General features: G+C 46.7%; 24 protein-coding genes. 13 read left to right on the top strand and 11 right to left on the bottom strand.

Annotated features, from left to right (window positions below; translation table 11 throughout):
• Positions 1–66: 66 nt before the first annotated feature.
• The 3 genes from slyD to FTU54_RS00885 all read right to left on the bottom strand — a co-directional run bounded on the left by slyD (position 67) and on the right by FTU54_RS00885 (position 3409).
• The gene (gene slyD, locus FTU54_RS00895; RefSeq protein ID WP_005178991.1) at positions 67–549 is read right to left on the bottom strand and encodes a peptidylprolyl isomerase; all 483 of its coding nucleotides are present in this window, start codon (positions 547–549) and stop codon (positions 67–69) included.
• A 134-nt stretch (positions 550–683) separates the two neighbouring features.
• Positions 684–1970, bottom strand: a complete 1287-nt coding sequence (locus tag FTU54_RS00890; protein WP_180074285.1) for an NAD(P)/FAD-dependent oxidoreductase — start codon at positions 1968–1970, stop codon at positions 684–686.
• 128 nt (positions 1971–2098) lie between these two features.
• Positions 2099–3409, bottom strand: a complete 1311-nt coding sequence (locus FTU54_RS00885; protein ID WP_257223782.1) for a D-alanyl-D-alanine carboxypeptidase family protein — start codon at positions 3407–3409, stop codon at positions 2099–2101.
• 179 nt (positions 3410–3588) lie between these two features.
• On the opposite strand from FTU54_RS00885, the gene FTU54_RS00880 reads away from it, so the two are divergent.
• A complete protein-coding gene (locus FTU54_RS00880; protein ID WP_075166933.1) occupies positions 3589–5292 on the top strand; it encodes a M61 family metallopeptidase in 1704 nt (567 codons plus the stop codon).
• 95 nt (positions 5293–5387) lie between these two features.
• On the opposite strand, the gene paaI is transcribed toward FTU54_RS00880, so the two are convergent.
• Entirely contained in the window at positions 5388–5780 is a 393-nt protein-coding gene (gene paaI / locus FTU54_RS00875) for a hydroxyphenylacetyl-CoA thioesterase PaaI (RefSeq protein ID WP_005178971.1), read from the bottom strand.
• A 177-nt stretch (positions 5781–5957) separates the two neighbouring features.
• On the bottom strand, positions 5958–6743 hold the full coding sequence (locus tag FTU54_RS00870) for an rRNA large subunit pseudouridine synthase E (protein WP_045794865.1): 786 nt from the start codon (positions 6741–6743) through the stop codon (positions 5958–5960).
• Between the two features lie 406 nt (positions 6744–7149).
• Here FTU54_RS00870 and icd point away from each other — a divergent pair, with 406 nt between their 5' ends.
• From icd to FTU54_RS00855, 3 genes are all read left to right on the top strand, one after another.
• Positions 7150–8406: an NADP-dependent isocitrate dehydrogenase gene (icd, locus tag FTU54_RS00865; RefSeq protein WP_180074284.1), complete on the top strand. Its 1257-nt coding sequence runs from the start codon at positions 7150–7152 to the stop codon at positions 8404–8406.
• A 285-nt stretch (positions 8407–8691) separates the two neighbouring features.
• Positions 8692–8835 (top strand): hypothetical protein, encoded by a 144-nt coding sequence (locus FTU54_RS00860; protein WP_005178964.1) that lies wholly within the window; start codon positions 8692–8694, stop codon positions 8833–8835.
• Positions 8836–9083: 248 nt separating this feature from the next.
• Positions 9084–9653 carry a M23 family metallopeptidase gene (locus FTU54_RS00855; RefSeq protein ID WP_005178963.1) on the top strand — a complete coding sequence of 190 codons (570 nt, stop codon included), beginning with the start codon at positions 9084–9086 and terminating at the stop codon, positions 9651–9653.
• A 6-nt stretch (positions 9654–9659) separates the two neighbouring features.
• On the opposite strand, the gene FTU54_RS00850 is transcribed toward FTU54_RS00855, so the two are convergent.
• Both FTU54_RS00850 and FTU54_RS00845 read right to left on the bottom strand, forming a co-directional pair.
• On the bottom strand, positions 9660–10838 hold the full coding sequence (locus tag FTU54_RS00850) for a YbfB/YjiJ family MFS transporter (RefSeq protein WP_005178962.1): 1179 nt from the start codon (positions 10836–10838) through the stop codon (positions 9660–9662).
• Positions 10839–10945: 107 nt separating this feature from the next.
• Complete coding sequence (locus FTU54_RS00845; protein ID WP_180074282.1) at positions 10946–11524, bottom strand: flavin reductase family protein; 579 nt, start codon at positions 11522–11524, stop codon at positions 10946–10948.
• A gap of 135 nt (positions 11525–11659) precedes the next feature.
• Between FTU54_RS00845 and FTU54_RS00840 the strand changes: the two genes are divergently transcribed.
• Both FTU54_RS00840 and FTU54_RS00835 read left to right on the top strand, forming a co-directional pair.
• Positions 11660–12487 (top strand): PhzF family phenazine biosynthesis protein, encoded by an 828-nt coding sequence (locus FTU54_RS00840; protein WP_180074280.1) that lies wholly within the window; start codon positions 11660–11662, stop codon positions 12485–12487.
• A gap of 121 nt (positions 12488–12608) precedes the next feature.
• Complete coding sequence (locus tag FTU54_RS00835; RefSeq protein ID WP_180074278.1) at positions 12609–15371, top strand: pitrilysin family protein; 2763 nt, start codon at positions 12609–12611, stop codon at positions 15369–15371.
• 142 nt (positions 15372–15513) lie between these two features.
• Here FTU54_RS00835 and FTU54_RS00830 read toward each other — a convergent pair whose 3' ends face one another.
• Together FTU54_RS00830 and FTU54_RS00825 are read right to left on the bottom strand one after the other, a co-directional pair.
• Positions 15514–16581: an amidohydrolase gene (locus FTU54_RS00830; RefSeq protein WP_180074276.1), complete on the bottom strand. Its 1068-nt coding sequence runs from the start codon at positions 16579–16581 to the stop codon at positions 15514–15516.
• 124 nt (positions 16582–16705) lie between these two features.
• Positions 16706–17101: a DUF3144 domain-containing protein gene (locus tag FTU54_RS00825; RefSeq protein WP_005178954.1), complete on the bottom strand. Its 396-nt coding sequence runs from the start codon at positions 17099–17101 to the stop codon at positions 16706–16708.
• A gap of 108 nt (positions 17102–17209) precedes the next feature.
• On the opposite strand from FTU54_RS00825, the gene FTU54_RS00820 reads away from it, so the two are divergent.
• The gene (locus tag FTU54_RS00820; RefSeq protein ID WP_016659155.1) at positions 17210–17842 is read left to right on the top strand and encodes a hypothetical protein; all 633 of its coding nucleotides are present in this window, start codon (positions 17210–17212) and stop codon (positions 17840–17842) included.
• Between the two features lie 20 nt (positions 17843–17862).
• Here FTU54_RS00820 and FTU54_RS00815 read toward each other — a convergent pair whose 3' ends face one another.
• The gene (locus FTU54_RS00815; RefSeq protein WP_180074273.1) at positions 17863–19338 is read right to left on the bottom strand and encodes a CYTH and CHAD domain-containing protein; all 1476 of its coding nucleotides are present in this window, start codon (positions 19336–19338) and stop codon (positions 17863–17865) included.
• A 112-nt stretch (positions 19339–19450) separates the two neighbouring features.
• Positions 19451–20908: an inorganic triphosphatase gene (locus tag FTU54_RS00810; RefSeq protein WP_180074271.1), complete on the bottom strand. Its 1458-nt coding sequence runs from the start codon at positions 20906–20908 to the stop codon at positions 19451–19453.
• Between the two features lie 236 nt (positions 20909–21144).
• Here FTU54_RS00810 and FTU54_RS00805 point away from each other — a divergent pair, with 236 nt between their 5' ends.
• The 6 genes from FTU54_RS00805 (at position 21145) to FTU54_RS00780 (ending at position 26298) form a co-directional block, all read left to right on the top strand.
• Entirely contained in the window at positions 21145–21528 is a 384-nt protein-coding gene (locus tag FTU54_RS00805) for a DUF962 domain-containing protein (protein ID WP_016659152.1), read from the top strand.
• A 538-nt stretch (positions 21529–22066) separates the two neighbouring features.
• Positions 22067–22687 carry a thiamine phosphate synthase gene (thiE, locus tag FTU54_RS00800; protein WP_180074269.1) on the top strand — a complete coding sequence of 207 codons (621 nt, stop codon included), beginning with the start codon at positions 22067–22069 and terminating at the stop codon, positions 22685–22687.
• Positions 22688–22729: 42 nt separating this feature from the next.
• Complete coding sequence (gene hemL / locus FTU54_RS00795; protein ID WP_180074267.1) at positions 22730–24031, top strand: glutamate-1-semialdehyde 2,1-aminomutase; 1302 nt, start codon at positions 22730–22732, stop codon at positions 24029–24031.
• Positions 24032–24179: 148 nt separating this feature from the next.
• Positions 24180–24596: a heme-binding protein gene (locus tag FTU54_RS00790; RefSeq protein ID WP_100534953.1), complete on the top strand. Its 417-nt coding sequence runs from the start codon at positions 24180–24182 to the stop codon at positions 24594–24596.
• Between the two features lie 141 nt (positions 24597–24737).
• Entirely contained in the window at positions 24738–25532 is a 795-nt protein-coding gene (locus FTU54_RS00785) for a hypothetical protein (RefSeq protein WP_163141690.1), read from the top strand.
• 67 nt (positions 25533–25599) lie between these two features.
• On the top strand, positions 25600–26298 hold the full coding sequence (locus tag FTU54_RS00780; RefSeq protein ID WP_180074265.1) for a phosphopantetheine-binding protein: 699 nt from the start codon (positions 25600–25602) through the stop codon (positions 26296–26298).
• Positions 26299–26419 lie beyond the last annotated feature (121 nt).

The raw sequence follows: 26419 nt of genomic DNA, 5'->3' as shown, positions 1-26419 counted from the left end.
ACCCACTAAAATTCAGGCATAAAAAAAGGCAAAGTCAGACTTTGCCTTTTCCATCTTGTCACAAGATTAGTGGTGATGACCGCCAACACCGTGTACGTGACCGTGGTCTAACTCTTCTTGAGTCGCTTCACGGATTTCTACGATTTCAACTTCAAAAGTCAGGTCTTGACCAGCAAGCGGGAAGTTTGCATCAACGATTACGTTTTCGCCTTCAACTGCTTTAACCGTTACGATCTGTACGCCATCATCAGTTTGTGCTTGGAACTGCATGCCAGGCTGAATGCTGTCTACGCCTTGGAACATTTGCGCTGGAACTTCTTGAACCAGGTCAGGGTTGTATTCGCCATAACCTTCAGCAGCAGGTACGTTTACAGTGAATTTTTCACCCACGGTTTTACCTTCTAGGGCTTTTTCAAGACCAGGGATGATGTTACCCGCACCATGCAAATAGGCAAGTGGTTCACCTTGAGATTGGTCGAGAGTTTCACCCTCTGCGTTAGTCAATGTGTAGTGGAAAGAAACCACGAGGTCATTTGCAATAGCAGTCATGTTATAGATCCATTTAGTTTTCTAAGGGTACATCATAAAGTGAAAAGGCAAATTTGTTGAATACTTTTACTCAAAAAACTCACATTTGGCTTTTTTATGACATTTTCCCAGATATTGGGGCAGTCGATAAAATTTCAATGCAATTTTATTTTAGGGCCAATTTTTCTGCCGAGCATGTCTTTGGCGGTCAGCACCCCGGCATGGGTATAGCCATGAATGGTGGCCTGATGCAGCCGGTATAAAGACACATACATTGACTTGGCGACCATACCCTGTACATTGACCCGACCGAGTAATTCACCCACGGCAGTATACTGGCTTAAAGAAATCAGCGAGCCTTTGTCGGAAAACTTAAACATCGGTAGCGGTTTCCCATTCACGTGCTGGGTTAGGGAACGAACCAGAAAGCCGGCCTGCTGACTGGCCACCTGCGCACGCGGACCCAGCACCGGTTCATCGGCTTTGGGCTGGCAATGGGCACAATCGCCAAAGGCAAAAATGTTGGGGTCGGTATAAGTCTGTAAGGTGGCATAGACTTTTAAACGGTGCAGATGATCTTTTTCAAAATCATCCCACTGTTTAAAAATTTCCGGGGCCTGAATTCCGGCAGCCCAGACTTTAATTTCTGCTTCTAGCGGATTACCTGCAGCAAAATAAACCTGTTTTTCATCAACCTTGGCCACCCGATGCTGGGTCAGCACTTCAATGCCAAAGCGCTCCAGCTGGGCTTGAGTATGTCGGGAAATTTGCTGTGACAGGGCCGGCAAAATCCGGTCGGCAGCTTCAATGAGCGTAATCAGAACCTGCTGCGGGTCAATCCGGTTTAAACCATATTGGGCAAAGGTCTGTTTGGCTTGATACAGCTCTGCCGCCAGTTCAACACCGGTGGCACCGGCACCGATAATGGCAATATTCAGGGCGCGGCTTTGCGGCTGATTTTGGGCTTCTAAATATAGGTGCAGCAGGTCCTGATGAAACACCGTGGCCTGAGGCAGGCTGTCCAGAAAATGACAATGCTGTTTCACCCCTTCGGTATTAAAGTCATTGGAAGTGGAGCCCAGCGCCAGCACCAGCGTGTCATAGTCTACGTCGATCTGCTTCGGTGGCTGCTCTTTTTTGGAAAATTGCGGTGCCTGCAGCTGGATTTTTTTCTGGGTCCGGTCAATGCCAACCAGTGTGCCTAATGTAAACTGATAATGATGCTGGGCAGCATGCACAAAATAGTTGGTTTCTTCCTGATGCGGATTGAGCGTGCCGGCTGCAATTTCATGTAGCAGCGGTTTCCAGATATGGGTCAGTTTCTGATCGACCAGAGTAATCTGTGCTTTGCCCGATTTACCCAGACGATGACCGAGTTGGGTAGCAAGCTCCAGACCGCCGGCGCCGCCACCGACAATCACAATACGATGTAATACTGACATGATGAACCTATATTGTTATTTTTAATGCAAGAACAGGCTCAATTTATGCCATCTCCCGGTCAGGAAAATGGCTCAGATTGTTCGACAACTTACATCATGTAGCATTTCCACTGTGCTTGTTCACAGGATTAAACCAGCGGATAAGTTTTGGCTGCGGTTTCATCCTTGGAGGAAAAGCTAAACAGGCTTTTTAGCCAGATCAGCAGTTTTTCAAACAGGCTGGCTTCGGCAATATGTACTTCTTCTTCCAGATGAATGGTATTGATCAGGCGGTTATTCTGATAAACATGCACGGTGGCCAGCTGCATCACCTGTGCCAGCGGGGCCGTCAGTAACTTTTCTTTCAGCTCGACATTCAAATGGGTTTCGGTCTGGGTTAAGGGTTCAATCAGTCGGGTCTGACCGAAGGTATCGTTAACAAACAGGCGCTGCTGGGTCACATCAAACTGTTTTAAATCAATCGCGCTATTTTCGCCATATAAAGACGTGGTGACAATTTTCGGTTGCTGCACTTCAACCTTGAACATTTTCAGGGTCGACTTTACCACTGGCAACTCAGCAATCAGCTGCTTGTTTTTTAAAGCCACTTCGTTGCGGGTGTAGGCATAACTGATGTTCATCAGTTGCTGGGCAATTTCAGCGCGTTTAAATGCACTTTTGGCACCCAAAACCACCACAATTAAACGCCGGTTCGGATCATCAAAATTCTGGGTGAGACGGTTGGCCGTCAGCGCCAGGTTATAACCGGCGGCACGGGTATAACCGGTTTTCAAGCCATCCACCGTCGGGTCCTGTTTGAGCAGAATGTTAGTGGCACGGTGATAACGCTGGTTATAGGTAAAACTGGTCTGTTTGGAATAAGCGAGATAATCCGGAGTGTCATTGATGACCGCCTGTGCCAGACGGGCCAGATCGGCCGCGGTAGAATAATGCTCTGGCATGGTAATCCCGGCCGGATTCTGGAAATGGGTATTTTGCATTCCCAAGGCCTGTGCTTCCTGATTCATACGTGCCACGAACTGCGGTACGCTGCCAGAAATCCGTTCGGCCAGAGTTAGGGCGGCATCATTGGCAGACATCACAATTAAACCAGCTAGCAGCTGATCAACAGAAATCTGCTCACCTTCTTTCAGGTACATCTGGGATTCATCCCACATCACCTGTTTCACCACCGACGTTGCGGTCAGCACATCTGCCACGTTCAGCTTGCCGGCCTGAATGTCCTTGAGCACAATATAGGCCACCATCATCTTGGTCAGCGAGGCCGGGGCGCGCTGAATCTGGCTATTGTGTTCTGCAATGACCTGACCCGATTGTGGATCAAGCACGGTCCAGGCTTCTGCTTCAACCGTTTCAGGATTAAAAGATAATAAGGTGGCATGCGCAAGCGAGCTGCATAGCCAGCACAGCAGCGCAATCAGGTAGATGACACGTTTCAAGGGGATTCCTTTTTTAACCAGTCCGTTGGTCATAAACATAAAAATTTTAGGCATGCTATGCTTTTTTTTGCCGCCTGACTAGCGATAATTTTCGACAATGAAGACGACTGCGCATTGCATGACAAAAAAATGTTAAGCTAATTGATAAGTTATCTCTTTGATCTTTTATATCGCCCATTATGTTGCATTATCAAATCGAATTTGACGATTATCGTCAGCATCTTATTCATGTCACTTTGCGCTTTCTGGCCAATCCGACACAGGTTCTAGCTTTACCGACCTGGATTCCGGGCAGCTATCTGATTCGTGAATTTTCCAAACATATTGAAGCGGTCAAGGCTTATGATGAAGCCGGGCGTATTTTAAAAATCCAGAAATTTGAAAAGAACAAATGGCGTTTGTTTAATACCGATCATGAACTGATTACGGTGGAATATGATGTTTATGCCTACGACCTGTCGGTGCGTGGTGCCTATGTTGATCAGACCCGGTTATATGTCAATCCGGCCTGTGCCTGTTTAGGGCTGGAAGGTCAGGAAGATAAAGCCATTGAAGTCGAAGTGTTCCTACCCAATGAACTGAAACATTTCCAGCTGGCGACCGGACTGGCGGCCAAAAGTCTGGTGAAGGGGCGTTATACCTTAAAAGCCAAAAACTATGCCGAACTGATTGATGCGCCGTTTGAACTGGCTGAGCAGACCCGTTTTAGTTTTGATGCAGCAGGCATTCCACATGAATTTGTGGTGTCGGGCAAACATGCCATGAATGCTGCGAGAATGCAGCAGGACCTGGAAAAAATCTGCGCCACTGAAATTGCCATGTTCGGTTCTGCACCGTTTCAGGATTATACCTTTATGACCATGGCGACCGGGAACAGTTATGGTGGTCTGGAGCATCCAAACAGTACCAGCCTGATTACCCCGCGCGATGACTTGCCAAAAGCCAATGAGCCGGAAGAGCCGTCGAAAGAATATCAGCGTTTTCTGGGGCTGTGCAGCCATGAATATTTCCACTCCTGGCTGGTGAAATTTATCCGTCCGGACAGCTTTGTCAATTATGACCTGAACCGGGAAGGTTACACCTCTTTGTTGTGGATTTTTGAAGGTTTCACCTCATATTATGATGACCTGATTTTATTACGCAGCGGTGTGGTTAATCAGGAGTCTTATATTGCTTTATTAAAAGCGCAGATTGACCGTTATTTGCAAAATCCGGGTCGGGCAATCCAAACCGTGGCTGAATCAAGCTTTGATGCTTGGGTGAAATTCTACCGTCAGGATGAAAACTCCAACCATGCCGGCACCAGCTATTACAACAAGGGCTGTCTGGTGGCCTTGTGTCTAGATCTTGGTTTACGTCTGCGTGGCTCTAGTCTGGATGCCTTAATGCGCAAGCTGTATGACAATGCGCAGCAGGGGATTCAGGTGCATGAGCGCACGATTTATGAATTGTGTCAGGAATTAACCGGTGATAGCTGGGCTGAGCAGATTAACCATCTGATTAACACCACCGAAGAATTACCGCTGGATCAGCTGTTCCCGGAATTTGGTCTGAGCTACAGCTTAAAAAATGACAAGCGTTTGCCATTGGGGCTAAAACTGGCCGATAAACCGGAAGGCGTACTGGTACAGGCCGCACGCCGTGATGGTCAGGCAGCGCAAGCCGGTCTGTCGGCGCATGATGTAATCATTGCCATTGATGGCCTCAAAGCCAGCAGCAAACTGATCGAACAGTATGCCAAACAGAGCGGCAGCTTTACAGTACATGCTTTCCGCCGTGATGAACTGATGCAGTTTGAAGTGAATGCAGCAGGTTCTGAACTGACTGAAGTTGAATTAAAAGTTGAAGATCAGGCCAAACTGGATCGCTGGTTAAAAGTGTAAAATCATAGTCTGAAATTTATACTATAAAAAACCGATGCTCAGGCATCGGTTTTTTTATGCAGATCTATCGTCATAAACCCTATCGTAATCACACCTTATTTGATGATCAGGCGGGAAGTACCGCGAAACTCCGCCACAATCTGCTGCTTCTGGTTCGTGACCCGAATATCATAAATGCCGCTGCGGCCACTGCTGGCCTTATGTTCTGCCACCGCAGTCAGGGTATCGCCGAGCAGGCCCGGTTTTAAATAATGAATGCCGCAGTGCTGACCCACCGCCGGATGTTCGCCGGTGTTGCAGGCAATGGCAAAAGCCGCATCCGCCAGCGCAAAAATCACCGCACCGTTACAGGTTTGATGGCCTTGTAAATGCTGCTCGGTAATTTTTAATTCAATCTGTGCGCTGTGTTCACCAAACGACACCAAATGGGCGCCCAGATGCTGCATTAATCGGTCCTGATGAAACATGGGATTAACTTGCTGATCCATAGCAGACTCCTTTTTTAAGATACGTTTTATTTTAAATTTAAAATTATGTGAATCATAAATAGCATTGTGATGCTGAAAATACAAGCAAAAAAATAAGGCCCCGTTGGAGCCTTATTTTCATCGTCTATTCAACGCATCTTTGCAACAGCTTTTTTAGCTATACAGATGCCAGCCCCATTAACGGGCACGACGACCACGTGATTTGGTGTTGGGACGGGTGGTGCCATTGGTCTTGCGACGTGGCTTTTCACCTTCTTCCATTTGCCAGATGCGTGGTGTGCCGGATTTTTTCTTGGCGGTACCATCTTTGTTGACTTTTTTCTGCATCGGTTTGCCACCAGTGCCGCCCGGTTTCTTCACATAAGAACGTGAGCGATACGGCTGTTCGGCTGGTACATCTTTAAAGTCGCTATAGAGCAGTGGTTCAATTTCACGGGTTTCACCCGGTTGCAGGCCCAGCTGAACCAGATCAATCGAACCGATTTTGGTGCGAATTAAACGCAAAGTTGGGAAGCCGACCGCAGCGGTCATGCGGCGCACCTGGCGGTTACGGCCTTCACAAATTGAAATTTCAGCCCAGGAGGTCGGCACCGAAGCACGGTAACGTACCGGCGGATGACGTTCCCATAACCACTCCGGTTCAGCCACTTTAATCGCTTTGGCCGGCAAGGTCATGCCATCATTCAGTTCTACACCTTTACGCAGCTGTTCTAGCGCTTCTTCGGTAATGTCACCATCGACCTGGACCAGATAGGTTTTAAACTTTTTATTGGCCGGGTTGGTAATAAACTGGTTTAAACCGCCATGATCGGTCAGGAACATTAAACCTTCTGAATCCATGTCCAGACGACCGGCAATCCGCAAATCCGGATCGTCAATGAAGTCGGCCATGGTTGGGTGCTTTTCATCGGGACGAAACTGCGACAGCACATCATAAGGCTTGTTAAGAATAACTATTTTCACTGTAACCTGCTAAAAAATATAACAAAATATGGGTGTGATTCTTATGCTAACTGTAATACAACCCGGCATGGGAGAGAAAGGGTGACAATGAGCAAAAAGAAGGTCCACAATATCGGGCTACTATAGCAGATTCTGTCTGATCTGCCTGAACTTTATGGCAAAGCTGAGCAGATGATTTTGATTGGAAATGTAAAACTTGCTGAGAGATGCCACAGGATATATGCCGATTTATTAAGCACAGAAATAAGGCCATTTCCCTTATAAATCCCGGGCTGGTTAAATTTTGATTAAACTGAAAAGATCATCGAGTTAAAAATACAATTAAGCAGACAGCCAAAAAAGACCGGTGCCGGGCAAGAATAGTATGGATTTGCCCGCCCACCAATCACAGGGAGTAGCAAGGATTATGGGTTATCAGAAAATCGTCGTGCCTGCAGATGGCAGCAAAATTACGGTAAATGCAGATTTATCCCTGAATGTGCCGAACAATCCGATTATCCCTTTTATTGAAGGTGACGGGATTGGGGTGGATATTACCCCGACTATGAAAGCCGTGGTGGATGCGGCAGTACAAAAAGCCTATGGTGGCAAACGTGCGATTGAATGGATGGAAGTGTATTGCGGCGAAAAGGCCAACAAGATTTATGGCACCTATATGCCGGAAGAAACCTTTGAGGTCTTGCGTGAATTTGTGGTGTCGATTAAAGGACCGCTAACCACACCAGTTGGTGGTGGGATCCGCTCATTGAATGTGGCCTTGCGTCAGGAACTGGACCTGTATGTCTGTGTGCGTCCGGTACGCTGGTTTGAAGGCGTGCCTTCACCGGTGCAACATCCGGAACTGACCGATATGGTGATTTTCCGGGAAAACTCGGAAGATATTTATGCCGGGATTGAATGGAAAGCCGATTCACCGGAAGCGAAAAAAGTTATTAAATTCCTGAAAGAGGAAATGGGTGTCACCAAAATCCGCTTTGAAGAAAACTGCGGTATAGGCATTAAACCGGTCTCCAAAGAAGGCACTCAGCGTCTGGTGCGTAAAGCCATCCAGTTCGCGATTGATAATGACAAGCCGAGTGTGACCTTGGTACATAAAGGCAACATCATGAAATATACCGAAGGCGCCTTTAAGGAATGGGGGTATGAAGTGGCGCTGGAGCGTTTTGGCGGCGAATTGCTCGATGGCGGGCCGTGGGTAAAGCTGAAAAATCCGAAAACCGGCAAAGAGATTATGATTAAAGATGTAATTGCCGATGCCTTTTTACAGCAGATTTTAATGCGCCCGGCAGATTATTCGGTCATTGCCACCTTAAACCTGAACGGGGATTATATTTCCGATGCACTGGCGGCAGAAGTCGGCGGGATTGGCATTGCACCGGGAGCCAATATTGGCGGGGCAATTCATATGTATGAAGCCACCCATGGCACTGCGCCAAAGTATGCCGGGCAGGACAAGGTCAATCCGGGTTCGATTATTCTGTCTGCGGAAATGATGCTGCGTGATATGGGCTGGACCGAAGCGGCCGATCTGATTATTCGGGGTGTATCCGGTGCGATTGCGGCCAAAACAGTGACATATGATTTTGAACGCCTGATGCCAGATGCCGCCTTGCTGCGCTGCTCCGAATTTGGTCAGGCGATTATTGACAAGATGGACCAATAAAAACACTATCTATTCGGTGTAACCGCCCGCGTTTAACGCGGGTTTTTTATGCCTTATCTTCCCATCTATTTGTGTCAATGTAATGACAAGTAACCACAGTGATGCTTTGGGTGAGTAAAGTAAAATGACAGAACTTTTTTCACTTGATTTGTAATGGATAATCCTGTGCCCAATTACATTGAGGCAATTTGATACAGCTTATGACTTGGGCAAAAAACAAAACCCGGTAGAGTAATACCTGTACATATTGTGCGACATATCGAACTGATACAGGAGTGATATGAAATGGCTAATCAACAAAACCAGCAGAATCAACAGAATCAGCAAAACCAACGTCAACAAAATCAGCAGCAGAATGACAATCAACGTCAACAGCAGCAACAGCCTCAGCAACAAAATCAAAAACAGAAAAACCAACGTCAGCAATGATGTCGCACCCCCAATTTAAAAACTTTTTCATCGCCTAAAGGCGCAGATAGGTTTTTAAATTGATTTACTCACAAAGGCTCTCATGATGAGAGCCTTTGTCATATCTATATAGCCCATGACGATCTAGATCGGAAAGCAGCAGAGGAATCATCTCCAAACCCAGATCAGCAAAACCTGTACAAAAACCGTGTTTTATCTACCCCTGAGCAGACCTTAAGATCAAGTCATCCCTTGATGATGCAGGTGCCATGAATATCTTGATTTCTAAACGGCTCGCCGGTCTGGCGCTTGGCTTAAGTTTGAGTGTGCTGCTGGTCGGCTGTCAGCCACCGCCTTCGGGTGATGCCGCCGGTATGCGCTATCCGATGCTGTATCTGAAATTGCAACAGCAGGAATTCATGGCGCCTTTACCGGTCCCGGTAGAAGGTGTGCAGGCCAGGCAGATCAGTGATACCTGGGGTGCGGCGCGCAGTGAAGGGCGTCGGCATGAAGGCACTGATATTTTTGCCAAACGCGGCACGCCGGTACGCTCAACCACGGCTGGAATTGTATCGCGGGTGGGCACCAACAACCTTGGGGGTAAAGTGGTCTGGGTGATTGGTCCGGGCTTAAGCCATCATTATTATGCACATTTAGAGGATTATGCAGCGGAGATTCAGGAAGGCGACTGGATTGAAGCCGGTGAAATCATTGGTTATGTCGGTAATAGCGGCAATGCTCAAAATACACCGCCACATTTGCATTATGGGATTTATCTCAGTGGTCAAGGCGCCGTGAATCCTTATCCCTATTTGGTACAAGAGCTGACCGATGAATAAGCTAAATCAGTTTACCTCGGCTGTGGAAACCGGTGTTTTGGTGGCCGGCAGGCTGCAAATAAAATATAGATTTCCCAGTGCCAGAACCGCACCGGCCAGTAAAAACTGCTGCGGATAAGACCAGCCGGCGACTTGTAAGCCGCTAAAGCTTAAGCCTCCTATCAGCTGCACGCTGGCAAAGCATAAAGTAGCCATGCCCCATAATTTTTTATAGGCCAGACCATACAGCTGGAGCAGGGTATAAGAGGTCAGAAACACCACCGCCGGATTCAGCAGGCCAGTAAAAAAGGAAGACAGAAAGGTCATCACTGACCAAGGGGCGATTGCCGCTAAAATGGCCGCCACATACAGGCAATACAGGATTTTCAGGGCTTTGAAATTGCCGAGCTGTTTTGCCAGAAAATAGGCACAGGCCGCTCCGCAGGCACTGCCCAGGCCATATAAAATCCAGTGGCTATTGATCCAGAACAGGCTGAGTTGTTGCACCTGACTTAAATAGTCAATCCAGAAGAGTGAGTGTGGTACATAGGAAAACGCGCTACAGCTATACACCAAGAGCAGGCTGGCAAAGACCTTTTTATTGATGGGCACAGCAGCAGCGCTTTGAGGCTGGCTTTGGATGTTAACCGGTAGGGCTTTGGGTTTGAGCAGGATTAAACCCAGACTGCACAGCACGGCAAAGGCACATAAAATCAGCCAGGCGCTTGAGGTGGAGATATGATCTAAATAGGGCAAAAATAATGTGGCGAGCAGCACACCAAGTCCGATGCCACTAAAACCAATCACATTAATTTTAAACCGATGCTGCAATTCACAGTGCTGCGCAACCACGCTCGGCGCCAGAATCATCAGCCAGCCACCGCAGATGCCGGACAATATTCGCCAGAACAGATACCAGCTGCCCTCAAAACCGGCGAACGCACAGCAGAATAAACTTAAACTGCCGAGAAAGGCCGCGGCCTGAATCCAGCTTAATAGCTGCCGGTTTAAGCGCATGGCCCAGACCGCACCAATTAAATAACCGAGTAAATTGGCGCTGCCTAACAGGCTGGCAAACTCGCTACTCCATTCAAAAGCCAGACGGGTACTGGGTAATAAGGCGGTATAAGAAAAACGAAAAATACCGATACCTAAACAGGTGGCCAGCAGTAAAAACAGGCTGAGGCGGCGTTGCTGTGCATCCATGCAGATTCCTTGCGCTTTTTATTATGCTTAAAATATTGTTGTATGGCGCGCGGGCTATTACAGTTGCGCGCTGATCTGGCCAATTTGTTTGCTAATCTAACAACTGTTTATTCCACTGAAACCGGCTGACCACTGCTATAAAAATGCCCGCCGGCAATATGGTGGATACTTTTCCATTCATCGGCCACTTCATGATAATACCAGTGCCCGTCACGAAATACCCGCTGATCGGCATAGGCTGTAATGACTTTGCCTATAAACAGGTCATGGGTTTGCTGGTTGTGCGGCTCCGGAATAAGTTCACAGATCAGCCAGGCGGCGCATCCGGCCACTGTCGGCACAGGAGAATGCTCAAACTGGAATAGCTCGACCCCACAGCGGTCCAGCTTGTTCGGTTCCTGAAACAGGCTGATGCTTCCCAGTTGATGCACCATCTTGAGCTGTTTTAAGGTCGGCACCTGCAAGGCAAAATAACCTGACTGTTCAATGATGGCGCGGGTGTTGGTGCTTTTATCCAGCACTACCGTAACTTTAGCGGGATTAAACTCAAGCGCACAGGCCCAGGCTGCAGCCATGACATCGGTTTCCTGCTGATCTTGTGCAGACACCAGCACGGTCGGACCATGATTGATCAAACGATAGGCCTTTTCCAAAGGCACGGCTTGCAGATCAGCAGGGAGCGTCATATTTTTTATTCCTCAATCAGAGATCATTCTTGAGATATGCAGGAAAACAACAATTCTGCATTGTACCGGGTGTTAAAACTTATATCATTGATGCATGCTTGGGAAAAAGCACAAAATACAGCGGGAGACAGATTCATGAAAATGTATCAGGTTGATGCATTCACAACAGCATTATTTAAGGGAAATCCGGCCGCAGTAATAGTGGTCGAAGACTGGCTTGATGACGCTTTAATGCAGAATATTGCACTGGAAAATAACCTTTCCGAAACTGCCTTTGTCAAGCCGATGGATGCTGAAAATTTCGAGATTCGCTGGTTTAGCCCCACAGTTGAAGTCGATTTTTGCGGCCATGCCACTTTGGCCAGCAGCTTTGTACTGTTTAAGGATTATACCCGCGCCAAAACCATTCATTTTCATGTCAAAAATTTAGGTCTTTTTATTGTCACGCAAGATGATGATGGCAAAATCCGCATGAATTTTCCAACCCGTGTGCCGGTACTGCAAGATGAATTTCCGGCGCAATTGCTGGATGTGATTGATCAGCCGGTTAAGGAAGTCTATTTAAATGCACAGGCCTATATTCTGGTACTGGAATCTGAGCAGGCAGTGTTAGCCGCCCAGCCCGCTCTGGCCAAAATCCGGCAGATTGCAGAGCTGCATCAGGTCAGCACCGCAATTACCGCGACAGACCTAGATGTGGTCTTGACCGCGCCCTCTCAGGACTATGACTATATTGCTCGCTACTTTGCCCCGCATAAAGGGATTGATGAAGATCCGGTGACTGGTTCCATGCATACCGGTCTGGCGCCGTTATGGGCAGAAAAAACTGGCAAAACTGAACTGGTGGCTTATCAGGCTTCGGCGCGAGGTGGAATGCTGTACTGTGCCTTACAAGCAGAGCAGCGTATTGAAATTTCCGGTTATGCCAAATTATATCTGGTGGCCGAGTTATTTTTAGATTAAAACAGAACAGGGAAATCACGCTGGGTATGCCGGTGATTTTCAAACATAAGTCACAACAACAAACAATTTAATGCTGCAGTCATGCAAGCGGCTGCAGCAGGTAAAAGGTATTGAAAAAATTATGTTAATGCGGTTTAAACAGCTCAGCCTGTCTTTGCTGATCATGGGTGTGGGGGCTACGACATTTGCCCAGCCGGTGTTGGTAAAATCTGAACAGCAGATTGAAGAATACCGGCTGGATAATGGTTTTCGGGTGATTCTGGCGCCGAATGCCAAAGAAAATAAAGTGGTGATGAGTACCATCTACTTTACCGGTTCCCTGAATGATCCCCAAGGCAAAGGCGGTATGGCGCATTTACTGGAACATCTGGCGTTTAAAGGCACCCAGAATGTCCCGGGAGATGAATTCCAGCGCCGTTTAAACCAGTACACCTTAAGCAATAATGCCAGCACCGATTACTACTCGACCAAATATCTGAACACCATCCGCCCAGATCAGACAGCCATTAATGAGATGATTTATCTTGAAGCCGAGCGTATGGACAAGCTGGTGCTGCAAGAAAAATTTGTGCCGGCAGAAATTGCGATTGTGAAGCGTGAACGCGAAGTGCGTATGGATCAGCCCTATGCGGTGTTAATGGATCAGGTCTGGAAAGCGGCCTATGGCAACCAGTATCTGGGCCGTTTACCGATTGGTGATCTGAATGAGTTGCAGTCGATTCAGATGCCGGAATTGCAGCGTTTTTATCGTAACTGGTATGCACCGAATAATGCCGTGATGGTGCTGACCGGCAAGTTTGATAAAGCGCAGGTACTCAAGCAGATTGATCAGCATTTTAGTCCGCTGGCCAAACGCCAGATTCCGGCACAGGTCAAGGTGCCAGTGCTGGATGCCCGTACCATCAAAAACCGGGATTTTTTAGTGCAAAAAGGCAGCCAGCTGGCCAAGTTCAATATCTATTTAAATGGTCAGAACGGCCAGCATAAAACCGCTCTGGTGTTGGCGCCGTATTTATACACCATGCAGCCGAGCGGGCATTTGTATCAGGGCATGGTTGAAACCGGTATCAGCACCATGGTGCAATCGACCACCTGGCTGGATCAGGATTTTAATCTGGTCTTTATGGGTGCCTTGTATGCACCGACTCATAATGCCAAGCAGGTTGAAACTGCCTTGCAGCAGGGTGTCGAGCAGGGCAAAAATTTTAATCAGACCGAGCTGAACCGGGTCAAAACCCTGATTCGCAATAGCCAGGACAGTCTGTTTAGCAATGCCAGTGCTCTTGCCGGTATGCTAAGTGATTATGTGGTATCGGAGCAGGGCAACTGGGCACAGTATTTTGTCCATCAACAGGAATTACAGGCCTTAACGGTGGATCAGGTCAATACACGTTTACAGCAATTCCTGATTCCTGAACATCGTATGCGCGGGCATATTCAGCCGACACCAGAAGAGCAGAAAAAGGCCCAGCAACAGCAGGCTGCTGAACCGCTGAAAACCCTCGATCAAATGGATGTACAGGCCGAGCCACTCAAAGACATCAGCAGCTATGAGCAGGAAATTCAGCAGTATCTGCACACATCCAAACAGGCCTTAAGCCAGACTGAAGCCAAAATCCAGCGTGGCACACTGGCCAATGGCATGAAATATGCACTGTTTCCCACCTCGACCCGGGACGATAAAACCTACGCCACCATTATAGTGGATTTTGGCAATGAAAAATCGCTGTTTAATCAGGACGAGATTATTGACCTGATGGCCTATTTAATGCTGCGTGCCTCAGATCAGTACAGCCTGCAGGATATTGCCGACAAATCCATTGACGCCGGTGGTTCAGCTTCGGCACAGGCCAATAGCAATGGCGTGGCCATTTCGATTGTGGCCAAAAAAGATAAATTTGATGAGTTTTTCAGATTTGTCTTGGAAATCATGAAAAAGCCGCTGTTTGAACAGGCCCAGTTTGATCTGATCAAGGCACAAAGTCTGGCCAGTCTGGACCGGCCGTATACCGAGCCGGAAACCGTGGCTGCCTTAAATATGGCACGTTTGATCGAGCGTTATCAGCCGGGAGATTTGCGTTATCACTTCGAGCCGGAATTTGCCAAGCAGCAGTTGAGCCAGGCCAGCAATGAGAAAGTCAAACAGCTGTATCGGCAGTTTTTTGCCATGGATCATGCCCGGATTGCCATTACCGGCGATTATGAGGCCAAGCCGGTTCTCAAGCTGTTGCAACAGCAGTTTGCCACTTGGAACGGAGCACAGCCGTATCAGCGTTTAAGCGTGCCGTATAACAGCTATGCGGCGCAAAAACAGCATGTACTGTCCGAACAGCGTGAGTTTGGCAGTTATCAGGGCGTGATGACCCTGCCCGTGGGAAATGATCATCCCGATGCAGCCGCATTAATGGTCATGAGTCATATTTTAGGGGACTCACAACTGACCTCACGTCTGGCGCAAGAGCTGCGTGAAAAAAATGCGCTGGTCTACAGTTTTGGCAGTTCGCTCAGTTTAAGCAGCTTTGAAAATTCCGGTGCCCTCAGTGTGAGTGCCAACTATACTGCCGGTAAAGCGGCGCAGTTGTCGCAGGCGGTACATAAAGTCTTTCAGGAGTTGCGCAAAAATGGCGTGACTGCACAGGAAGTAGCGGCGGCCAAGGCTGACATTCTGAAACAGCGTGTCACAGCGCTGGAAGATGAGCGCCGTATTCACCGGATGCTGGTGGCACAGCTGGAACTTGACCGTGATTTACCGTATCGGGAAAAACGCGATCAGGCCATTGCCCGACTCAGCAAAGCCGATATTGATGCGGTGATCCAGAAATATCTGCTGCCGCAACATTGGGTCGAAGTCATGGCCGATCAATATGGCCAGCCGGTGAAATAAGCGCTGACTACAGATCATTCATATAAAAAATCTCCCGCAATGGGAGATTTTTTATGAAGCCAGTTATGTTGGCACTGATATCATCCACCTGCAATCCTTATAGGCGCTATGGGCAAGTATGAGGTGAATTTATCACAGCGAATTAGAGCCGATAGAATTGTTTGGCATTATCATGGAACACCTGCTGCAACGCCTGTGGATGATACGTCGTTACCACATCACTAAAGGCATCAATAATCGTGACTAAGTCGCTACTGACCCGATCCATCGGGAAATTGGAACCAAACATCACCCGGTACATGCCAAAACTTTTCAGTGCGTGCTGAATCAGCGGGGCAGTTAAATCAATAATTTCCTGTTTTGAGGCCAGCCGTTGCTGCTGGTGAAACTGATGGCCCAGCACCGGCATGAACAGCCCGGACAATTTGGTATAGACATTTGGGCAGCGCGCCAGTTCTGCCAGATCTTCCTGCCAGCGAAACAGGATATTGTCGCGTGCAGTTTGGGTAATGCCGGTATGCGAGCCGACCGGACCAAACAGACCGGCCGGTGTACCGAGGTGATCCAGCACAATTGAGGTTTCCGGGAACTGTTTTGCCAGGGTAATCACATCTTCCAGCTGACTGGAATAGACCCAGGCATCAAAACTTAAATTATGCTGTGCCAGCAGTTCAAAGCCTTTCAGGAATTTTTTGTCGCGGTATAAATGCGGATCATCGGCCCAGGCATAAATGTCTTTATCTTCATGTACCGCAGCCATTTTGCGAATTCCGCGAAAATGCTGCGGCGCCGCTTTCTGATGCATTTTCAGAATCTGCTTGAACTGGCTGTCACGCGGGTCGGCCGTGGCCACCACTGCACCCAGCTGGATACCATTTTTGGCAAAATCCAGCGATTCAATAAAACGGGTTTCTCCGACCACACCTTTGCCTTTGTGGTCATGCCAGCTGGCCTCCACATGTACCACTTTTTCAACCGGATAAAAGCCGACATCGCGGCAATAATGCTCGGGCAAATACGGTGCGGTGACATGCTGGGTGTGTCCCAAGGTGTCAATTAGCGCTTTGGATTTTAGCGTACGGATGGTTTTATCCAGTAAGCGTGGATATTTCCCCAGCAGCTTGACCGCCAGGCGTGCGCTGTGTGGTGTGTTATATGGGTCCCATTGATGAATATGCGCATCAATCAGTGCAAATCCAAGATTTTGCATAGCAGGTTGGTTTGATCCTTGAAGATGTCTATTTTATTCAAAGCCAAGTCTGCAAAAAAGAAAAGGGTATTTATCGAAAAGATGACATTAAAAAAGCCCAACTGGATGGACTTTTTTTAGCAATTTAATGATCGTGATCATGTTTGTGTTTATTGCTGTGAAATTCTTCATTACGACGGAAACGTAAATAGTTCTCGAACTGTTCACAGTATTCATCATAATTGTCTTCCAGCATCATCTGGAACTGCTGCAAAATGTAGGACATGACCTGATCTTTGGCAGCACGCATTTCCTCACCATCTTTGAAGTTATTGGCTGCGACCCAGGTATTAAAACGCGCCGTGCCGAACAACATGGCAGCACTGACCTGACCGCGTTTTTCCGCCGGTTGTTCCTGTGAGCCTTTTTCGACGCGACAAAATTCGTTGGCCTGTTTGATAAATTCATCAGCACGTTCAAAGAAAGCAGCATTTAACGCTTCTTCTTCGGTAACATCGGTTGCTTCAATCTTTTGAACCATGAATTTTTCCTAAGCTAAAATCATAAACAATAATTATAGGCAAAGCCTTGCAGAAACTAAACCTTTGTCTTACTCTAAAAATAGCCTAAGCAAGAAAAAGGAATCACGATGCAAGATGCAATTGCGGTTCAAAGTCTAAAAAGTGATATTGCGCTGCTGCGACAAAACATCTGGCCGCCGGCACATCTGGCCAATGTAGAAGGGCTGCCAATTTATTATGGCAATCCGGCTGAAGTTGAAGCCTATTTCCAGCAATGGTCCGGATTGATTGAGCGGGCACAAGAGCTGTTTCAGCCCTTTATGGAAGATGAAGTGCTGGATGCCATTCATCTGCCAAGTCACTTAAACCTGCCTTTATTTTTCTTTCATGTTGACCGAATCCGGATTAATAAAACCCGGGCCAAAGAATCAAAAACTTTTCGCGGTCTGGCCAGCTTGATGGAAAAGTGCGGCCAGTTTGATGCTACGCAGATGCTGGCGATGAAACAGTGGCTGGAGAGTGACGACAGCGCCGCACTGGTGGCACACCGTGAGTTTATTGATTTGCGTACCTATGTGTTTCAGCATGGGCAAAGTGAATACACCCGCACCCGTTTTTATGTCAACGGTATTGTGCTGAGTGTCGAACCGCATTTTCAGCTGGTGGATGCTAGGGAAAAACCGCGCAAGCAGCGGAGCGATAGTTATCATGATCCGCTGGCCGATAACGGTACCTGGAAGGTATTTGGCAAGTACCGCTAAATGATTATCTCCGTACGGAGTCAGTCGGACCAGAAGGTTTTACTGTGGGTAAATTCCAGCAAATGCTGCTGGGCTTCGGCCAGAACATGCTTTTGCTCGGCAGCAATCCAGCCCAGAACAAACCAAGCCTGCGGATTTTGCTGAACCTCGTGTTGAAACAGGGCTTCGGCCACCACCAGATCATTAAACTGCCCCAAAGATTCCTGTGCCGGTTTCAATGCTTTCAGATACTGTTTGACGGCATCAGCTTCAAATAAAGAGGCAATAAACTCGACCGAATAACGCAGGCGTTTGACCCGTTTACGGGTGCGATGCTTCTGTTCACTGTCCAGATGTTCAAACTGCACGGCATTCTGACAAATTTGCCGATGCATTTTTGTAAGCTGTTTTCGTACCTGTTTTTTCAGCGATTGATCATTTTCATGTGCTGTGCCCTGGCTAAACTGTAGCAGCTCCAGCAAGAGGCGTACTGTTTCTGGCGCGCGAAATAGTGCATCAATTTCATCACTGCTTTCGCTACTTGCCGGTAGTTCTGCGAGGGGAGAGCCGGCCTCGGCCAGACGTGGCATCAGGCTTTCACTCAGCGCATCGCGGTCGCGGGTGGAACCAAGTTGCCGGAACAGTTCTGCCAGCTGCGCTTGCCACTCGGGTTGTACCTGTTCGGACCAGTGTCCAAAAATTTTCAGCGCGCTGCGTAAACGGCGAATGGCCACACGGGCCTGATGCACATGACCACTCTGATAATGATTGTTGGCAATCGCGGTGGCATTTGGTAATAAATGAGTCAGACAGTTGCTGACAATTTTGGCCAGCGCGCGGCTACTCGAATCATGTTTATCGAGACTAAAAGGCGTTTGATGTTGAACGGGCAAGATGTCCTGCTGATTCTTGAGCATCTGGCCGCGCTGTGATTTGCTGCGAACATCAAGCCAGAGCTGATAGCGTTTTACCCATGGCTGCACAAAATCAATCAGGTCGCTAACATCGCCATGTTTCAGTTCAAACTCGACTTCGTAAATATCGCTTTGTGCTGTTGGTGTGCGGACTTCGCCCTGATCAAAGGCCAGTTCAATTGCACTGTCTTTGACTTGTTCAAGCACAATCAGGCGTTGCACATCGGTTTCAAATTGCAGCTCCAGACCGGTATTTTTTAAATCGGCCTTTTTCAGCTCCAGCGCCTGTTTCAGCAAAGTCTGTGCCTGTTTATGTTCCTGATACAGGCTTAAATCCAGCTGCTGCGGTTCATCCGGACCGAGGGCAAGTTCCAGTTCAAGACGCTCAAAATGATGTTGTCCCGGTGCTTTCAGGGTCTGACACCAGTATTGACCTTCCAGACGCTGACGCAGGGCGATGGCATGCTGTGCCAGCTGCTGCTTGGGACTATCATAATATTTGGCCCACAGCTGTAGCGGCACGGCTTTTTTCTTGGCAATGGCTTTTTCAAAGGCTCGGCGCTGATGCTCCGGCACCTGAAATTTCAGCTCGATTTCCGCCATAACCAACTCCTGCAATTTTATCTTTCATTGGCCTTACTATAGGCCAAGCCATGCATAAAAAGTAGCCATAAAGCGTATTCTTTTGTCTGGCCGGAGCGGGGAGTGGCTGAACTTACTTAATAAACTTGCGACTCACCAGGAATTGTTCGGTGGCATCCAGCAAGGCTTGTGCATGGACTTCCTGTTTTGCGGTCAGCCAGCCGAGTACAAACCAGTCGCTGGCTTCCAGCTCGGTTTGCTGGATATACAACGCAGCGGAGGAAAGAACCTGATATTCCTGCGTGGCCAGCTGAGCATCGTTCAGGGCTTTGCTGTACTTTTGCAGGTTTTTAACATCATAGATCGTGGTGAGGACCGGGAAAATAAACTTCAGGGCATTAATTTTCTGCGCCAGCTGATCCAGACTGTCAAAATCGGTCTGGCTGGTCTGGTTCAACTGTTCTTGCAGTAATTTATATTGATGCTGCAAAGTCTGCTGGGCGGCCTGTTTTAAATCCTGCGCAGGGTGGGAGGCATCTTCATCCAGGCTAAACATCAACAGTTCCAGATAATGATGTACATTCTGGGTCGATTTCACCAGATTGGCCAGTTTCTCTTTGGCATATAAAATATCTTTGGCCAGATTCGAGGCGGTATTCGGGTTCTGCAAAAAGGTGCCGAGGGTATTTTGCATGTGCTGCAAATGTTGCAGCTGGTCAAACTGCTGTCTAAACGCCAGTAACTGATTGGCCCATTTTTCCGAAATAGACGCACTCCAGTCTTTGAGCAAATGCACGGTTAAATACAGCTGATTTAGTGCATTCTGTGCCTGCACAATATGCTCGGCTTCATTAACACCGGCTGAAATGGCCGCAATGTTCGGCAGTAAATGCTGCAATTGCTGGGCAATTAACAATCTTAAATTCTGATCGGCCGAGGCTTTTTTATTTAAACGGAATTCTTCTGCCAGACGCGGCGGGCTGACTTGTAAGTCTAAAGCCAGCAAATTGCCCATTTCGGCCTTGCTGCGTACATCTAACCAGAGCTGGTATTTCTTGACCCATTCAAAACAGAAGGCCAGCAGGGCCTGCACCGAACCAGATTTTAATTCAAACTCAACCTCATGGACGGGATATTCACGCTCGCCGCTGCGAATACAGCCTACATCTAAACTGGCTTCAATCTCGACTTCATCTAGCTGGATAACACGCAAAGTACGTGTCATATCGGTTTCAAATTGCAGTTGCAGCGGGCTTTCAGTCTGACTGAGAACTGCATCTAATAGCTGTCTGGCTTCGGGAGCGGCATCGTAAATGCTTAAATCAAGCGCAGGTGGCTGGTGCAGTTCGCCCAAGTCATGATTATGTTCAAAACGTTCAATATGGGTTTTGCCGGCTTTCAGTGTTTGCACCCAGCGCGTGCCTTCCAAGCGTTGTCTCAGCGCAATACCATGCTGTGCCAGTAGGCGGTCGGCAGTGTCATAATATCGGGCTTGCAGCGAAATGGTTTCAGATTTCTTAGGATCCAGCGCTTTAAGTAAGGCATTACGGCGCGCATCAGGAATTTGAAATTTTAATTCAATCTCGGTCATTCAATTGGTCCTAAAAAATTGAGCAATACAGCAAAAAAGTAGCTTTCTGGCAGATGACGCCGCTATACCAAATTATTATCAAGCGTCCAGAAAAGGCGTTCATTGTTTAAGGCTTCTGATTGTAACCAAAATCTGTCCTGAAAAAAGTAGCCAGAAAAATAGCGCGAACAAAGTGGCTTTTATTTGTACAGAAAATGCGGTAATTTGAGCAAGAACAGAGCATCAGGATGATGAATATGAACGCACCCCTCAACACCGAATGGGCGAAAAAACCGGATGACACGCCTCAAGGTCCAATTCAAAATTATCACGAGTTTTATCGTTTTTATTTAACCGAACACCGCAATATCATGAGCCGGCGTCTGCATATGCTGGGCAGTGGTATCGGCCTGATTTGCCTGACGCAAATGGTCAGGCAGCGTAAGCCACGTTACTTTGTCTATGGACTGGTGGCCGGTTATGCCTGCGCCTGGGTCGGTCATTTTTTCTTTGAAAAAAACAAGCCGGCCAGCTTTAAACAGCCGCTGTATAGCTTTATTTCTGACTGGCGAATGTTTGCCGACATTCTGCGCGGCAACCTGAGTCTTAAAGACCGCGCACTGGATAAAATTGACAGCTAATCTTCATTTTTCGAGCAAAACTAAAACTTTCGGTCAAAAATAAGATGAATGGTCAAAAAATTCATTGAAATTGTAGAGTGAATGTTCTATTAATTGAAGCAATGCAGAGTGTATGACACTTTGATGACATCAGTTTTTAACTTTCCAAGCCTGGAGTGACCTTTCTCCGGGCTTTTTTTATAGCTGGAATCATTGAAATAAAAAGAATGAAGAGAGTCAAAAGAGTGTGGACGTACTAGCGTTTGATCACATTTCCCCAAATGCGTCCTGGCATCAAATTCTAGTACGTCCATGAGACCATGAATGCACGTTGGTTGTTATTGATATAAAAAAATAAAAAAACAACAACTTATATCGTTATTATTGTGAGTCTTAGTAAATACCGAAACTGGCGCTGACTCTATCCCCAATACTAGGGATTTTGCATAAAAATCTGAACTGAAACAAAGCATCAGCGAAAATACAGGCAAGGCCTGCTCTTGAGCTGTAACTATGTAATAATGAGAGCCAATTTTTTGAGGTGTTTCAGGCAGGCAAAATGCGTGGCTTATATTTAATTACCAATGATGATCCGATTGAACTGCTTTTAGCCAAACTTGAAGGTGCAATGGCGACCTATGAAGTTGCAGTCTTGCAATATCGCCGTAAAAAGGTGGCAAAAGAAGATCAGGCTTATGAAATTGAATATATGAAATCATTGTGTGCAGAGTACAAAGTGCCATTTGTGATTAATGATGATTTGGAGGCTGCGGTAAAATATGGTGTCGGCGTGCATTTGGGGCAGGATGATGGCTCAATTGTCGAAGCCGCAGCACGTTTACCGAAGAATGTCCTGATTGGCCGCAGCTGTAACAATTCACTTGAACTGGCAGAGCAGGCCATTGCCGATGGCGCTAACTATGTGGCATTTGGGGCAATTTTCGCCACCGACACCAAGCCGGAAGCCGGCAATATTGGTCTGGAAACCTTAAAGCAGGCCAAAGCAAAACTGAATGTACCGATCTGCGCGATTGGGGGGTTAACCGTTGAAAATGGTCAGCAGGTGATTGATGCCGGTGCAGACCTTTGTGCGGTGATTAGTGATATATTAGGTCGTCCGATGCATACCGTTGCTCAACGCGTATATGACTGGTCTGAACTATTTAAAAAGGCGGTTTAAGCCGAAATTTTTGTCTGATTTTATTTTGAGTTGAGTCGATTCATGAGCCTATCTCCAAAGCAAGAACAATTATTTAAACAAGCCAGCAAACATATTCCAGGTGGCGTGAACTCACCGGTACGTGCGTTCAATGGTGTAGGCGGCACGCCGGTCTTTATTGAAAAAGCCCAAGGCGCATATTTATATGATGTAGATGGCAAACGCTATGTCGATTATGTCGGTTCATGGGGGCCAATGATTTTGGGTCATGCCCATCCAGCGATTATTAAAGCGGTGCAGGATGCTGCAGTAGACGGTTTAAGTTTTGGTGCGCCAACCGTTCATGAAACGACGCTGGCCGATATTATCTGTGACATCATGCCATCAATTGAACTGGTGCGTATGACCAACTCCGGTACTGAAGCGACCATGACCGCGATTCGTCTGGCACGTGGTTATACCGGCCGTGACAAGATCGTGAAATTTGAGGGCTGTTACCACGGTCACTCAGATTCATTACTGGTGAAAGCCGGTTCTGGCCTGTTAACCAAAGGTGAGGGTGAAGCGACCTCTGCCGGTGTTCCTGCGGATTTTGCCAAACACACCTTAACCCTGCCATATAACGATATTGCCACCTTAAAAGAATGCTTTGCCAAGTTTGGTTCAGAAATTGCCGGGGTGATTGTGGAACCGGTTGCCGGTAACATGAACCTGGTTGCGCCAATTGATGGTTTCTTGCAAGCCATTCGTGATGTCTGTGATGAACATGGCTCGGTGTTTATTATTGATGAAGTGATGACCGGTTTCCGTGTTGGCTTAGGCGGTGCGCAGGCGCATTATGGCGTTACCCCAGATTTAACCACCTTGGGTAAAATCATTGGTGCCGGCTTACCGGTCGGTGCTTTTGGTGGTAAACGCGAAGTGATGGAATGTATTGCGCCACTGGGTAAGGTGTATCAGGCCGGAACATTGTCGGGGAACCCACTGGCAATGCGTGCCGGTATCGAGATGTTTAAGCATCTGCGGGAACCAGGCTTCTATGAAAAATTAAGTACACAACTGGAAAAACTGCTGGCCGGTTTACAGGCAGCGGCAGATGAAGCCGGTATTGCGTTTAAAACCCAGCAAGTGGGCGCGATGTTTGGTCTGTACTTTACCGATCAGGAAGATATCACCAGCTTTGATTCGATGCTGAAATGCGATGTCGACGCTTTCCGTAAATTCTTCCACGGCATGTTAGAGCGTGGGGTGAACCTGGCGCCATCTGCATTTGAAGCTGGCTTTATTTCAAGCGCGCACAGCGATGAAGATATCGAGTTTACCATTCAGGCGGCAAAAGCCACTTTTGCTGAGATGAAAGCGTAATTTATACCTCTCCCAAACCCTCTCCTTAAAGGAGAGGGCTTTCATCTATCGAATAGAAATGAAAATTTAAAGACTTCTTACTGTATTCTTGCGCCATATAGGGCTCAGGCTTAGGGAAAATTACATTTAAAATTAGGGATATTTATTCATGCAAACCAAACACTATTTGACTTTAAGTGATGCTGAATTTTTATTAGATCAAGCTCATCAATATGCGATTCAGAACAGTTTTAATGTCAGTATTGCTGTGGTGGATGAAACGGGTAATTTACTTGTGATGAAGCGTATGGATGGTGCAGCACCAATGACTGCAAATCTGGCCATCGAAAAAGCTAAATGTTCTGCCATGAGTCGCCATCCATCCAAACTTTTTGAAGACATTATCAAAGGTGGGCAGATGGGCTTTCTGACTATGGAATCATTTTCAGGAATGCTGGAGGGTGGTGAGCCAATTATGTACCAAGGGCAGCTCGTCGGTGCGATGGGTGTGTCGGGTGTGAAGTCGTTTGAAGATGCGGAGATTGCACAGGTAGCGATTGAGAAGTTTTTAGAACATGTGGTTTAGATTGATTTACAGTAGGAAATCAAAATATAACAGCCTAGACTGATAGTTCTAGGCGAATCAGTTTAAACAAAGCTCTATCTAAGATTTGAATATTACTTGAGCTGATACCAACTAAATAAGAATAAATTTTGGGAATAATGGATGATCAAAAAAATAATTTTCATTTTGCTTAATAGTATCTTTATTAGCGCCTGTAGTGATTCAGTAGAAGTGGATCATAGCTATGATGATGTACAATATTATGAAGATAATTCCCAAACTGGCGATTTAATTATGTGGGGAATTTCGCCTGAATTAATCATTAAAACTTATGTTGGCGCGAAACAGAATATTGCTGAAAATACAGTGTTGAGTAGTCCTTTTCTAGGCCAGTTTCCAATAAATTTTGAGCCAACCACACATATTTCGAATAGTCTAGATAATATCGAAAATGTTGCGGATTTTGAAAATCCAATGCAATTTAATTTATTACTCAATCAAGCTAAAGATATACCAATAAATAATTTTTATGATAAAAATCATAAAAACCAAGTTAAAGTACATGTGCAAAATTTTAGTAAAGCTGATCCCTTATATTTTAAATATAAACAGACACCACGAGAATGGATAAATTATTTAATATCGCATCAATATGTAAAATATGAAGACTCATTTAAAAAGTTTGATCTAGATTGCTATTCATTAAATTTTGACTCTTCGATCGCTTATCATTGTATTGGTCGTGCATCAGACCAATACCAAACAGAATTTTTAATGAAAATTACCAAAAATATTGAGAATCAACAGATCATTACAACAACAGTTGAAACACCCTTATATCCGAATGTGCGAGTCGAGTGGAGAATGACTCGTGACTCCTTGAATGACTGGAAAGTTGTAGATCGAAATATTTGGCATTTATTAAGTATTTGGAATGTAAGTCAGTACAGAAAATAATATGTGCTTTTGATGTTGTGAGTTAGCATATTCTCATTTATTAAATTATCTTATGAAGTTTTTTTAAATGCTTTACCCCGTGCCCAAAAAAATCCAACTTGCGCCATCACAAGCCAAATGGCAGCTTGCATCAAATGAATCCGTTTTGGTTTTAGTCGGATTGCAAAACTTACGTATGCAGCAGGGGATACAAGAGAGTGGACTCATGGCAAATTTGATTCAACTGACCAATAAAGCCAAAGCGCTGGATATTCCCATTGTTGATCTCTATGGTGATGACCTGATGCAAGGCATGCAGCAATTGGGAGAATATGCCTCAACGCATCCACAACTGATTTTTGCAGGGCAGGTCACGCCAATGCTGAAACAGATTTTACCGCATCTGTATAGCGTGACCGAACAGCTCTGTGTGGTGGATGATGCGATTCTACTGGCCAATCAGGAGCAGCATATCCAATGGATTGAAAATATCTCCCAGCAGGGGCTGCATCATCTGACTAGCTATAGCCTGAACCGGCTTTGGAGTCTCAGTGCGCCCTTGGCATATATCCTGTCCCGCAAAGGCATTTTACTGGCCATAGCCGAACGGCTGGATATGGATGCGCTGGACATCGACCCGCATGAAGACCTGCGTCACTATGGTCTGGATTCGGTGAGTATGGTCAGTCTGGTCGGTTTATGGCGTGCCAATGGTGCCAATATTCGCTATGAAGATCTGCAGTCCAAACCCACACTTCACGGATTGCTGCAGATTTTAACGGACTAAATTTGCCATTTTCAGAAAATTGACATTTTTATTCAGCAAAATCGGAAAAAACGTCTGCAATTTGCGCAAATTGCATTGTAATTGTGGTGCAAGGTTTTTATCATTGCCGCCTTATTTTCGC

The sequence above is a fragment of the Acinetobacter sp. YH12116 genome, from assembly GCF_013418895.1.
In the GTDB taxonomy this organism is placed as follows: Bacteria; Pseudomonadota; Gammaproteobacteria; order Pseudomonadales; family Moraxellaceae; genus Acinetobacter; species Acinetobacter indicus.
Note: the sequence above shows the minus strand (reverse complement) of the source record. Positions and strands in the feature narration are given on the sequence as shown.